The sequence below is a fragment of the Calidifontimicrobium sp. SYSU G02091 genome, from assembly GCF_022631395.1.
GTDB classification, from domain to species: domain Bacteria; phylum Pseudomonadota; class Gammaproteobacteria; order Burkholderiales; family Burkholderiaceae_C; genus Calidifontimicrobium; species Calidifontimicrobium sediminis.
In genome coordinates, this window is record NZ_JALBGB010000004.1 from 93,242 (window position 1) to 105,620 (window position 12,379).

General features: G+C 73.9%; 13 protein-coding genes. 6 read left to right on the forward strand and 7 right to left on the reverse strand.

The window, feature by feature from the left end:
• Positions 1-154: 154 nt before the first annotated feature.
• The 3 genes from tadA (at position 155) to MOJ79_RS04280 (ending at position 4,439) form a co-directional block, all read left to right on the forward strand.
• On the forward strand, positions 155-745 hold the full coding sequence (gene tadA / locus MOJ79_RS04270) for a tRNA adenosine(34) deaminase TadA (protein WP_241923008.1): 591 nt from the start codon (positions 155-157) through the stop codon (positions 743-745).
• Positions 733-1,656 carry an LD-carboxypeptidase gene (locus MOJ79_RS04275; RefSeq protein WP_241923009.1) on the forward strand — a complete coding sequence of 308 codons (924 nt, stop codon included), beginning with the start codon at positions 733-735 and terminating at the stop codon, positions 1,654-1,656. Before tadA ends, MOJ79_RS04275 begins: the two co-directional genes overlap by 13 nt.
• 167 nt (positions 1,657-1,823) lie before the next feature.
• Positions 1,824-4,439, forward strand: coding sequence for a TonB-dependent receptor domain-containing protein (locus tag MOJ79_RS04280; protein WP_241923010.1), 2,616 nt, complete (start codon positions 1,824-1,826; stop codon positions 4,437-4,439).
• A gap of 27 nt (positions 4,440-4,466) precedes the next feature.
• On the opposite strand, the gene MOJ79_RS04285 is transcribed toward MOJ79_RS04280, so the two are convergent.
• From MOJ79_RS04285 to MOJ79_RS04315, 7 genes are all read right to left on the reverse strand, one after another.
• Positions 4,467-5,225, reverse strand: coding sequence for a 3-hydroxyacyl-CoA dehydrogenase (locus tag MOJ79_RS04285; protein WP_241923011.1), 759 nt, complete (start codon positions 5,223-5,225; stop codon positions 4,467-4,469).
• Between the two features lie 103 nt (positions 5,226-5,328).
• Positions 5,329-5,982: an adenylate kinase gene (gene adk, locus MOJ79_RS04290; protein WP_241923012.1), complete on the reverse strand. Its 654-nt coding sequence runs from the start codon at positions 5,980-5,982 to the stop codon at positions 5,329-5,331.
• Positions 5,983-6,124: 142 nt separating this feature from the next.
• Positions 6,125-6,910, reverse strand: a complete 786-nt coding sequence (gene kdsB, locus MOJ79_RS04295) for a 3-deoxy-manno-octulosonate cytidylyltransferase (RefSeq protein ID WP_241923013.1) — start codon at positions 6,908-6,910, stop codon at positions 6,125-6,127.
• A gap of 18 nt (positions 6,911-6,928) precedes the next feature.
• A complete protein-coding gene (locus tag MOJ79_RS04300; protein WP_241923014.1) occupies positions 6,929-7,126 on the reverse strand; it encodes a Trm112 family protein in 198 nt (65 codons plus the stop codon).
• Positions 7,123-8,172, reverse strand: coding sequence for a tetraacyldisaccharide 4'-kinase (gene lpxK / locus MOJ79_RS04305; protein ID WP_241923015.1), 1,050 nt, complete (start codon positions 8,170-8,172; stop codon positions 7,123-7,125). The genes MOJ79_RS04300 and lpxK overlap by 4 nt, the downstream gene beginning before the upstream one ends.
• Before the next feature lie 11 nt (positions 8,173-8,183).
• Positions 8,184-8,609 (reverse strand): ExbD/TolR family protein, encoded by a 426-nt coding sequence (locus MOJ79_RS04310; RefSeq protein ID WP_119287629.1) that lies wholly within the window; start codon positions 8,607-8,609, stop codon positions 8,184-8,186.
• A gap of 25 nt (positions 8,610-8,634) precedes the next feature.
• Positions 8,635-9,270 (reverse strand): MotA/TolQ/ExbB proton channel family protein, encoded by a 636-nt coding sequence (locus MOJ79_RS04315; protein WP_119287626.1) that lies wholly within the window; start codon positions 9,268-9,270, stop codon positions 8,635-8,637.
• A gap of 353 nt (positions 9,271-9,623) precedes the next feature.
• On the opposite strand from MOJ79_RS04315, the gene xseA reads away from it, so the two are divergent.
• From xseA to MOJ79_RS04330, 3 genes are all read left to right on the forward strand, one after another.
• Positions 9,624-10,934, forward strand: coding sequence for an exodeoxyribonuclease VII large subunit (gene xseA, locus MOJ79_RS04320; protein ID WP_241923016.1), 1,311 nt, complete (start codon positions 9,624-9,626; stop codon positions 10,932-10,934).
• Between the two features lie 150 nt (positions 10,935-11,084).
• Entirely contained in the window at positions 11,085-11,672 is a 588-nt protein-coding gene (locus tag MOJ79_RS04325) for a superoxide dismutase (protein ID WP_235823255.1), read from the forward strand.
• A gap of 25 nt (positions 11,673-11,697) precedes the next feature.
• Positions 11,698-12,378 carry a response regulator gene (locus MOJ79_RS04330; RefSeq protein ID WP_241923017.1) on the forward strand — a complete coding sequence of 227 codons (681 nt, stop codon included), beginning with the start codon at positions 11,698-11,700 and terminating at the stop codon, positions 12,376-12,378.
• Position 12,379 lies beyond the last annotated feature (1 nt).

Consider the following 12,379-nt stretch of genomic DNA (forward strand, 5'->3'; position numbering starts at 1 on the left):
GCCAGCCGTCCTCCGGCAGCCGGCAGAGGTGTCCGACCGTGGGGGTGTCGAGCCGGTTCGCTGCGGCCTCCGCCGTGCGACCGACCCCGCTGCGCGTGGTCGTTGGCGCGCCGGGGGCCTTGCCGCAGGCGGCTGCGGGGCCCGATGAAATGCCATGAGCGACGACGCGCCGCCCGAAGACCCCGACCTCGCCGGCATGCGCCTCGCGCTCGACCAGGCGCACAACGCGCTGCTCGTCGGCGAGGTGCCGGTGGGCGCGGTGATCGTGCGCCGCACCGACGAGGGGGTGCAGGTCGTGGCCACGGGCTACAACCGCCCGATCACGACGCACGACCCGACGGCGCACGCCGAGATCGTCGCGCTGCGCCACGCGGCGACGCTGCTCGAGAACTACCGCCTGCCCGACTGCGAGCTGTACGTGACGCTGGAGCCGTGCGCGATGTGCGCGATGGCGCTGATGCACGCGCGCGTCAAGCGCGTCGTCTTCGGCGCCTGGGACCCGAAGACCGGCGCGGCCGGCTCGGTCGTCGACCTGTTCGCCGAGAGCCGTCTGAACCACCACACCGACGTGCGCGGCGGCGTGCTCGGCGAGGCCTGCGGCCAGCTGCTGCGCGACTTCTTCGCCGCGCGGCGCGCGCAGCAGCGCGCGAGCCGTCGCCCCCCCGGGGCCGACGACGACGCACCGATCCCGACCGGCGACGTCATCGAAGGCGACCTCTTCAACCCCGACGCATGCGCACGCTGACCCTGTTCTCGCCTTCCGGCGCGGTGGCGCGCGCCGCGCCGCTGAAGCTCGCGGTGAAGCGGCTGACCGCGCTGGGCTTCGACGTGCACGTCGACGAGGCGGCGCTGGCGCGCCACCAGCGCTTCGCCGGCGACGACGACACGCGGCTGGCCGCGGTGCACCGCGTCGCGCGCGCGGCGCCGCACGTCGCGCTGGCCACGCGCGGCGGCTACGGCCTGTCGCGCCTGCTCGACCGGCTCGACTGGGCGCTGCTCGCGCGCAGCGTCGAGCGCGGCACGCGCTGGGTCGGCTACAGCGACCTGACGGCGCTGCTGCTCGCGCTGTGGGCGCACGAGGGCGTCTCGGGTTGGGCCGGGCCGCTGGCGCTCGACGACTTCGGCCGCCGCGACGCCGAAGGCGGCACCGACGAGGTGACGGTCGGTGCCTTCGTCGAGGCGATGGCCGGCGAACTGGAGGCGATCGGGTTTCGCACCGAGGCCGGGCTCGACGGCGTCGACGTGCGCGGGCCGCTGTGGGGCGGCAACCTGACGATGGTCGTCTCGCTGCTCGGCACGCGCCACTGGCCCGCGCGGCGCGTGCGCGGCGGGCTGCTGTTCCTCGAGGACGTCGCCGAGCACCCGTACCGCATCGAGCGCATGCTGCTGCAGCTGCACCACGCCGGTGTGCTCGACGCGCAGCGCGCCGTGCTGCTCGGCGACTTCGGCGGCTGGAAGCCGTCGCCGCTGGACCGCGGCTACGGCCTGCGCGACGTCGTCGCGCACCTGCGCCGCGTCACGCGCACGCCGATCGTCACCGGGCTGCCGATCGGCCACGTGCCGCGCACCAAGCTGCCGCTGCCGGTGGGACGGCGCGCGCAGCTCGTCGTCGATCGGCGCACCGCGTGGCTGGCCTGGGGGCATGGCCGAGGGTGAGCCCGTAGGGCTTGCCCGCAGTCGGCGTCGACCGCCGACGAACGGACAATCCGGTGCACGGCGAGGTCCGGCGACGCCGCGGCCCGCCGCATGAGCGGAACACGGGGTCGACAGCACAGATGACGACGAGGAGGGCACACCGGCGCGCGCGGATCGGCGCCGCTTTCGTGGCCGTCTGCGCGGTCGCGCAGGCGCAGCCGGGCGACGCGCAGCGCATCGAGATCACGGGCTCGGCGGTGCGCCGCATCGCCGCCGAGGGGTCCCTGCCGGTGCAGACGATCACCCGGGCGCAGATCGAGCAGTCGGGTGCGACGTCGCTGGAGGAACTCGTGCAGTCGCTGCCGGCGATGCACGGCTTCACCAACGACGCCGCGTCGGTCGGCGGCGGCGGCAGCGGCTTCGCCGGGGCGTCGCTGCACAACCTCGGCGAGGGCCGCACGCTGGTGCTGCTCAACGGGCGCCGGCTCGCGCCGTTCGCCGGGCAGACGATCACCGGCGCGTTCGCCGGCGTCGACCTGAGCACGATCCCGCTGGCCGCCGTCGAGCGCGTCGAGATCCTGGCCGACGGCGCGTCGGCGCTGTACGGGGCCGATGCGGTGGCCGGCGTCGTCAACGTCGTCACGCGGCGGCATTTCGCCGACGCGCGCGTCGAGGCCGGGCTGTCGGCCCCGGCCGGCGGCGCGCAGGAACAGCGCGTCGCGCTGGCGCAAGGCTTCGGCGACTTCGGCGCCGACGGCCACAACGTCACCGTCGCGCTCGGCCTGCAGCGCCGCACGGCGCTCGAGGCGAGCGAGCGGCGCTTCGCGCGCTCGAGCGTGATCCCGCTGCGCTACCAGGGCCGCGATGCGGTGTTCCTGCTGCCGTCGGTGTACGCGACGCCGGCGAATGTCATCACCGCCGGCGGCGACTACGTCAACCCGTACCTGCTGGCCTACGGCACCTGCCCGCCGAAGCACGTCGACCTCGGCGCGTACTATGGCGGCGCCTGGTGCTACTACGACACGCAGGCCGACACGCAGGCGCTGCCGGCGCGCGAGCGCGCGACGCTGCTCGCGCAGGGCAGCGTGCGGTTGGCCGACGGCCATCACCTGTTCGGCGAGTTCCTCGCTGCGCACACGACGACGACGAGCCGCATCACGCCGGTGCGCGCGCCGGCGCTCGAGCTCGGCGACGATTTCGTGCTGTACCGGCTCGCCGATGCCGGCCGCCGCGAGCAGGACGACCGCACGACGGCGCGGCACGCCGTGCTCGGCCTCGAGGGCATCGCTGCCGGGTGGGACTACGTCGCGACGCTGACGCACTCGCAGAACCGGCAGGCCACGCTGCTGCGCCGCGGCCACCTGCGCAGCACGCCGGTGCTCGACGCCCTGCTCGGCGGCGTCATCGACCCCTACGTGGCCGCGGGCCAGCAGTCCGACGCCGCGCGGCAGGTGCTGGCCGACGCGCAGATCACCGGCTTCTGGGAGGGCGGGCGCACGCAGCTGCAGGCGGCGCAGCTGCGCGGCAGCCGCGACCTCGGCGCGCTCGGCGGCGGGCCGCTGGCGCTGGCCGCCGGTGTGGGCATCGCGCGCGAGAGCTACCGCAAGACGGCGTCGCCGCTCGCGCAGGGCGTCGGCGACACGCGCTTCCTCGAGGACGCCGACATCGTGCCGTACCGCGCCGAGCGCACACTGCGCGCCTTGTTCGCCGAACTGGTCGCGCCGCTGTCGCGCGCGTTCGAGGCCACCGCGTCGCTGCGCCACGACGCGACGTCGGACTTCGGCGCCGCGACGACGGCCAAGCTGTCGGCGCGCTGGCAGCCGCGGCGCGACTGGCTGCTGCGCGCGTCGGTGGGCACCGGGTTCAAGGCGCCGACGCTGTCGCAGGTGCAGGCCACACGCCAGCTCTACGGGGCGACGCTGAGCTACTACGACTGCACGCCCGAGCTGCAGGCCATCGCCAGTGACCTCGGTGCCGTGTGCCCGCCCGACGGCTCGCAGTACAACGTCTACGCGCAGGGCAACCCCGGCCTGAAGCCCGAGAAGTCGCTGCAGTGGACGCTGGGCCTGCGCGTCGAGCCGCTGGACGCGCTGTCGATCGGTGCCGACCTGTGGCAGGTGCGGGTGCGCCGCGCGATCGGGCAGGTCAGCGACGCGACGATCTTCGCCGACCCGCTGGCGTGGCGCGACCTGTTCACGACCTACACCGACGCCACCGGCGCCACCTACCTCGCGCTGCTGCTGTCCAACCGCAACCTCGGCGAGCAGGTGCAGCGCGGCATCGACGTCGACGTGCGCGCGCGTGCGCGGCTGCCCGTGGGCGTGTGGACCAGCCAGCTCGCGCTGACGCACCACCTGAAGGACGCGTACCAGTTCATGCCCGGCGGCGCGTACCACAGCAGCCTCGGGCGCTTCGGGCCCGACGGCGCGGTGACGTTCCGCTGGCAGGGGCGCTGGGTCAATGCGCTGGCCGCCGGTCGCTGGACGCACGCGCTGGCGGTCAACTTCCGCAGCGGCTACCGCGACCAGACGTACAGCGCCGACGAAGGCGTCGTCTTCGACGTCGCCACCGGCGAGCCGATCGACTATGCCGGCCGCGTGCGCTCGCACGTGACCTTCGACTGGCAGTCGCGCTGGCAGGTCGGCCGCGCGTCGGCGCTGACGCTGGGCGTGCTCAACGTCGCCGACCGCGCGCCGCCGTGCTCGCTGCTGTCGGCCGGCGGCGGCTTCGCGCTCGGCTACGACGACCGCTACTACGACCCGCGCGGGCGCACGTTCTACGCGAGCGTCGACCTCAGGTTTTGAGGTCGACGCGCGGGCCGTGCGCCGGCGTCACTTCGGCGCCAGGCGGATCGCGCCGTCGAGGCGGATCACCTCGCCGTTGAGCATGTCGTTCTCGATGATGTGCTTGACGAGCTTCGCGTAGTCCTCGGGCGTGCCCAGCCGGCTCGGGAACGGCACGCTGGCGGCGAGCGCGTCCTGCACCTCCTTGGGCATCGAGAACAGCATCGGCGTGCCGAAGATGCCCGGCGCGATCGTCATGTTGCGGATGCCGTTGCGCGCGAGGTCGCGCGCGATCGGCAGCGTCATGCCCACGACGCCGCCCTTGCTCGCGCTGTACGCGGCCTGGCCGATCTGGCCGTCGTAGGCGGCCACGCTCGCGGTGGAGATCAGCACGCCGCGCTCGCCGGTGGGCTCGGGGGCGTTCTTCGCCATCGCTTCGGCGGCGAGGCGGATCATGTTGAACGTGCCGACGAGGTTGACCATGATCGTCTTCGTGAACACGGCCAGCGAGTGCGCGCCGTCCTTGCCGACCGTCTTCATCGCCGGGGCGATCCCGGCGCAGTTGACCAGCCCCACCAGCTTGCCCATCGACACCGCCTGCGCCACTGCGGCCTGCGCGTCGGCCTCCTGGCTGACGTCGCAGTGCACGTAGGCGCCGCCGATCTCGGCGGCCACGGCGCGGCCCTTGTCGTCCTGCAGGTCGGCGATGACGACCTTGCCGCCCTCGCGCGCGAGCATGCGCGCCGTGCCTTCGCCCAGACCCGACGCGCCGCCGGTGACGATGAAGACCTTGCCTGCGATGTCCATGGGAAACGCTCCTCGTGAAACGGTGGGACGAATTGACGTTCGCGTCGATTGTCGCGCGGCGAAAAGCCGCCCGATGGCGGCTCGGCGCGGGCTGCGGCAGGACTCAGGAGAGCGCGGCGATCGCGCGCGCGGTGATCTCGTCGACGCTGCCCAGCCCGTCGATGCGGCGGTAGCGCGGCGCCTGCGGGTCGCCGGTGGCGGCCCACTGCGAGTAGTAGTCGACGAGCGGGCGCGTCTGCGCGTGGTAGACCTCGAGGCGCTTGCGCACCGTCTCTTCCTTGTCGTCGTCGCGCTGGATCAGGTCCTCGCCGGTGACGTCGTCCTTGCCGGCGACCTTCGGCGGGTTGAACTTGACGTGATAGGTGCGCCCCGACGCCGGGTGCACGCGCCGCCCGCTCATGCGCTCGATGATCGCGGCGTCGGGCACGTCGATCTCGAGCACGACGTCGAGCTTGACGCCGGCGGCCTTCATCGCCTCGGCCTGCGGGATCGTGCGCGGGAAGCCGTCGAAGAGGAAGCCGTTGGCACAGTCGGGCTGCGCGATGCGTTCCTTGACGAGGCCGATGATGATGTCGTCGCTGACGAGCTGCCCCGCGTCCATCACCTGCTTGGCCGCCAGCCCGAGCGGCGTGCCGGCCTTGACGGCGGCGCGCAGCATGTCGCCGGTCGAGATCTGCGGGATGCCGAAGCGCTGGCAGATGAAGGCCGCTTGCGTGCCCTTGCCGGCGCCGGGGGGGCCGAGCAGGATCAGTCTCATCGGGGGTCCTCGTGCGTTGTCGTGGGCGGTGCGGCGCGGGCGGCCTCGGCCAGCCGGCCTCGCGTCTTGTCTCGAATCGAGAATATCACGCGGGTCCCTGCGCGAGCCTGACGGCTCTGGCGCGGCGGACGCGCTGCCGCGCTCAGGTGCCCCACCAGGCGCGCGCCTGCGCCGCGTCGGCGGCCAGCGCGCGCACGCGCTCGAGGTCGGCCGGCGTGTCGACGCCGGCACCGGGCGCTTCGGCGCACACGTGCACCGCGATGCGCTCGCCGTGCCACAGCACGCGCAGCTGCTCGAGCGACTCGACCGTCTCCAGCGGCGACGGTGGCAGCGCCGGGAAGCGGCGCAGGAACGCAGCGCGGTACGCGTACAGGCCGACGTGGCGCAGCGGCGCCGGCGCGGGCAGGGTGGTGATGCCGCCGGCGTTGCCGTCGCGCCACCACGGCAGCGGCGCGCGGCTGAAGTACAGCGCGCGGCTGGCCGCGTCGCAGACGACTTTGACGACGTTCGGGTTGACGAAGTCGGCCACCGACTCGATCGCGTGCGCCGCGGTGGCCATCACGCAGTCGCCGCGCTGCCGCAGCAGCGCCGCGCATGCGTCGATCAGCGCCGGCGCGATCAGCGGCTCGTCGCCCTGCACGTTGACGACGATGTCGTCGCCGTCGAGCCCGAGCTGCTCACACGCCTCGGCGAGGCGGTCGCTGCCGCTGGCGTGGTCGGGGCGCGTCATCAGCGCGCGCACGCCGTGCGCGGCGCAGGCGGCGATGGTGCGCGCGTCGTCGGCGGCGACGACGACCGCCGTGGCCCCCGAGCGGCGGGCGCGCTGCGCGACGCGCACGACCATCGGTGCGCCGGCGATGTCGGCCAGCGGCTTGTCGGGCAGCCGCGTCGACGCGAGCCGCGCCGGAATCAGGACGGTGAAGCCCACGCCGCAGCCCCTGTGTGCTCAGGGCGTCGGCGGCAGTTCGACCGGGCGGGCCTCCTGCTCGAGCATCACCGGGATGCCGTCGACGATCGGGAACGCCAGGCGGTCGGCCGGGCACACCAGTTCGCTCGGGCGCAGCTGCTCGTCGCGCTGCAGCTCGAGCGGGCCCTTGCAGACCGGGCATACCAGCAGTTCGATCAGGCGGTGGTCGAGCGTCATCGTCGGGCCTCGGTGGGCGCCCCAAGCGCCGCGGCCAGCGCGGCCTCGAAGGCAGGGTCGAACGCGAAGTCTAGCGGGGCGACCCACACCCGCGTCGCGCCGACGCGCGCCGGGTCGAGTTTGACGGCGTCTTTCTCGGTGACGACGACGTCGCGCGTGCCCGCGGGCCACGGCAGCGTCGCGTAGTCGTGGTGGTCGGGCAGCGGCAGGCGCTCGAACGCGAGGCCCTGCGCCTCGAGCATCGCGAAGAAGCGCTGCGGCGACGCGATGCCGGCGGCGGCCCGCAGCGGCCGCCCGCGCAGCGCCGCGAGCGCGGCGGCGGTCGGCGGCTCGCCGCGCCACCACGCGTCGAGCGCGACGGCCCCGGCGAGTGCGCGGCGCACGCAGCTGCCGGGCCACGGCGTCGTCGGCCGCTCGGCGTTGTACAGCACGAGGGTGCGCGGCGGCACGGCGCGCGGCATCGGCGCGCGCAGCGGCCCGGCGGGCAGCCGCAGGCCGTTGCCGGTGCCGCGTTCGTCGAACACGACGATCGCGAGGGTGCGCGGCAGCCGGTGGTGCTGCAGCCCGTCGTCGCTGACGAGCACGTCGACCTGCGGGTGCGCGCGCAGCAGCGCCCGTGCCGCGGCGACGCGGTCACGCCCGACGACGACCGGCACGCCGGTGCGCCGCGCGATCAGCCGCGGCTCGTCGCCGACCTCGGCCGCCGTCGCGGTGGCATCGACGGCGCGCACGGCGTCACCGCGTCGGCCGTAGCCGCGCGAGACGACGCCGGGGTGCCAGCCGTGGTCGCGCAGCCAGCGCACGAGCGCGATCACGGTCGGCGTCTTGCCAGCACCCCCGACGACGAGGTTGCCGACGACGACCACCGGCACCGGCAGCGGCGCGGGGCGGCGCAGACCCACGCGGTACGGCCAGTGCAGGACCGCCGCGACGGCGGCGTACAGCCACGACAGCGGCTGCAGCGCACGCGCGAGCAGGCTCGGCCGCGCGCGCCACGCGTGGCGTTGCCACAGTGCCTCGAGCCCCGTGAGGCCGGCGGCGGCCACCGCGCGGCGCTCTAGCGGCCGGCCGCGTCGGTCTGCGCGGCGAAGGTCAGGCGCGCGAGCCCGGCGCGGCGCGCGGCGTCGAGCACGTTGACGACCGACTGGTGCGCGGCAGTGGCGTCGGCGCTGATGATGACGACCGGGTCCTGCCGGCCCTGCGCGGCCTGCACGAGTGCCTGCGTCAGCGCCTCGACGGCCGGCCCGCCGGGCAGCGGCGTGCGGTCGACGACGTAGCGCCCGTCGGCGCCGACGGCGACGACGATCTCGTGCGGGCGCTGCTGCAGCCGCTCTGCGTCGGCGGTGGGCAGCGTCAGCTGCAGTTCGGTGAAGCGCGAGTAGGTGGTGGTCAGCATCAGGAAGATGAGGATCACCAGCAGGATGTCGATGAACGGGATCAGGTTGATCTCCGGATCCTCGCCGCGCTGCTTGCGGAAGTTCATGACGGACTCGCGGCTGGGCCGTGGCTCACTGCGGCGGGCGTACGACGAAGCGCATCAGGTGCGGCACGAGGCGCTCGGCCGCGTGCTCCATCTCGAGCGTGAACTCGTCGACGCGGCCGCGGAAGAAGCGGTAGAACATCATCGTCGGGATCGCGATGATCAGCCCGAACGCGGTGTTGTACAGCGCGATCGAGATGCCGCGACCGAGCTGCTCGGGGTTGGTCGCGACGCCCGACGCGCCCTGCGCAGCAAAGATCTCGATCATCCCGACGACGGTGCCGAGCAGGCCGAGCAGCGGCGCGGCGCTGGCGATCGTGCCCAGCGTGTTGAGGTAGCGCTCGAGCAGGTGCACGGCGCGCCGGCCCGCGCTCTCGAACGACTGCCGCAGCGCCTCCTCGGTGATGCGCGGGTCGGCGACGACGCTGCGCAGCCCGGCGGCCAGCACGCTGCCGAGCACCGAGCTCTCGGCGAGCTTGTTGACGACGTCGGCCGGCGGCAGCGAGCTGCGCGTGACGCCGATGACCTCGTCGACCAGCGTCGGCGGGGCGACGCGCTTGGCGCGCAGCGTCAGCAGCCGCTCGATGATGAGCGCCAGCGCGACGATCGAGCACAGGATCAGCGGCCAGATCGGCCAGCCGGCGGCTTGGATGATCGAGATCAACGGCGTCCTCGTTGTGCGTCGGCGCGGCTCGGCGCCTGGATGATGCGGGGTCGGCGGGCGCGATTATCACCGTTGCCCTGCGCGCGACCGGCCGCAACTGACGGCACTTTGGCCGACAATCCACCGTTTCTGTGGACAACATTGTGGGCAACGCGTCGACGCCTGGGCCAAAGCCGCGCGACGACGCGACACCGGTCGGTCTGCACAAGCTTTGAGCAGCGAAAAACCATTGCACATCAAGAACTTGCACGGAAGTGACAGCGCTGTGACGGCGTTCCCTGGGCGGCGTCGCAGCGGCGTCCTCGTTGTGGAGTTCTCGCGGCGCCGGCGCGGGCGCGCCGGGCGGGTGCGCCTTGGCTGACGCACCGTCGGCGTCCGCGCCGCAGGTGTGGGGCGTGGCGGCGCTGCTGCTGGCCATCGGCGATGCGCTGGCCGCGCGCTTCGGTGCCGTGGCCGTTGCCGGCGAGCTGTCGGGTTTCTCGCGCGCGCCCAGCGGGCACTGTTACTTCACGCTGAAAGACGCCGACGGCGACGCCGCGACGCTGCGCTGCGCGATGTTCCGCCGCGCGGCGTCGCTGCTCGACTTCGTGCCGCGCGACGGGCAGCGCGTGACGCTGCGCGGGCGGCTGGCGGTGTACGAACCGCGCGGCGAGCTGCAGCTCGTCGTCGAGTCGATGCGCCCGGCCGGCGAGGGCACGCTGTACGAACAGTTCCTGCGCCTGAAGGCCCGGCTCGAGGCCGAGGGCCTGTTCGACGCCTCGCGCAAGCGGGCGCTGCCGCGCTTCCCGCACGCCGTGGGCGTCGTCACGTCGCTCGCCGCCGCGGCGCTGCACGACGTGCTCAGTGCGCTGGCGCGGCGCGCGCCGCACGTGCGCGTCGTCGTGTACCCGGCGCCGGTGCAGGGCCCCGACGCGCCGCCGGCGCTCGCGGCGGCGATCGCCACCGCGGCGCGGCGCGCCGAGGTCGACACGCTGATCGTCTGCCGCGGCGGCGGTTCGCTCGAAGACCTGTGGGCATTCAACGACGAGCGCGTCGTGCGCGCGATCGCCGCGTCGCCGATCCCGGTGGTGTGCGGCGTCGGCCACGAGACCGACGTCACGCTGGCCGACTTCGCCGCCGACCTGCGCGCGCCGACGCCGACCGCGGCGGCCGAGCTCGCCGCGCCGTCGCAGCGGCAAGCGCTCGAGCAGCTCGACGCGCTGGCGCTGCGGCTGCACCGGCCGCTGCGGCGCACCCTCGATGCGCACGCGCAGCGCCTCGACCAGCGCGCACTGCAGCTCGCGCGGCCGTCGGCGCTGCTGGCGGCGCACCGCCAGCGTCACGCGCTGCTCGCGCAGCGTCAGCTCGCGGCGCTGCGGCAGGCGCTGCAGCGCCAGCAGGGACGCGCGCCGCTGCTGGCGGCGCGTCTGCGCGGGGCGGTGCACGCGGGCCTGCAGCGGCGCGGCGCGGCACTGGACACGTGGCAGGCGCGGCTGGCCGCGCTCGACCCGGCGCAGGTGCTCGCGCGCGGCTATGCGTGGGTCACCGACGAGGCGCGGCGGCCGATCGTCTCGGCTGCGGCGCTCGCGTCCGGCCAGCGCGTGCACGCGGTGTGGGCCGACGGTGAGGCGAGTGCGCAGGTGCTCGACGTGCGGCTGCGCGGCGCCGACGAGCCGCCGCGCTGAGTGGGCGCCGCGGCGCGGCACCCGCCCGCGCGATGGGGCCATCGCACCGCGGCGTGGCCGCGCACCGGCCGCTGCCTACAATCGCGCCGCGTCATTGCTAGCGGCGTCGCCGCGCCGCACGCGGCGCCCCAACGAACCGAGGACCGAACCATGGAACACACGCTGCCGCCCCTGCCGTACCCGATCGACGCCCTCGCGCCGCATTACAGCCGCGAGACGCTCGAGTACCACCACGGCAAGCACCACAACGCCTACGTGGTCAACCTCAACAACCTGCAGAAGGGCACCGAGTACGAGTCGATGTCGCTCGAGGACATCGTGCGCAAGGCGCCCAACCCGAGCCCGGTCTACAACAACGCCGCGCAGGTGTGGAACCACACCTTCTTCTGGAACTGCATGAAGCCGGGCGGCGGCGGCGAACCCACCGGCGCGCTGGCCGCGGCGATCAATGCCAAGTGGGGCAGCTACGCGGCGTTCAAAGAGGCGTTCGTCAAGAGCGCGGTCGGCAATTTCGGCTCGGGCTGGACGTGGCTCGTCAAGAAGCCCGACGGCAGCGTCGACATCGTCAACACCGGGGCGGCCGGCACGCCGCTGACCACCGCCGACAAGGCGCTGCTGACGGTCGACGTGTGGGAGCACGCCTACTACATCGACTACCGCAACCTGCGCCAGAAGTTCGTCGAGACCTTCCTCGACAAGCTGGTCAACTGGGACTTCGCGCAGAAGAACTTCGCCTGAGCGCCGGCGCCCGCGCCGCGGTCCGATGCGCATCCTGCTCGTCGAGGACGACTCCGCGCTGAGTCTCGGCGTGGGGCGCGCCTTCGAGCGCGAGGGCTGGAGCGTCGATGTGCTGCACGACGGGCGCCTGGCGCTGGCGGCCGGCGACGTCGGGGTGTACGACGTCGCGGTGCTCGACCTGGGGCTGCCCGGCTGCGACGGCATGGACGTGCTGCGTCACTGGCGCGCACGCGGCGCGCGCGTTCCGGTGCTGCTGCTGACGGCGCGCGACGAACTCGGCGACCGCGTCGAGGGCCTGAACGCCGGTGCCGACGACTACCTCGTCAAGCCGTTCGACGTCGCCGAGCTCGTCGCGCGCGTGCGCGCACTCAAGCGCCGTGCCGACGGGCGACTGTCCGAGCGCCTGACGCTGGGCGAGCTCGAGCTCGACCTGACGCAGCGCGAGCTGCGCTGGCGCGGGCAGCGCGTGCACATGAGCCCGCGCGAGCTGGCGCTGACCGAGCTGCTGATGCACAAGGCCGGCCGCGTCGTGCCCAAGGAGAGCATCGTCGCGACGCTGTCGAGCTGGGAGGCCGACTTCAGCGAGAACTCGGTCGAGGTCTACGTGCACCGGCTGCGCAAGCGCTTCGCCGACCTCGGCGTCGTGATCAAGACGGTGCGCGGCTTCGGCTACGTGTTGGAGTGCGCGCCGGCGGCCGCCGCGTGAC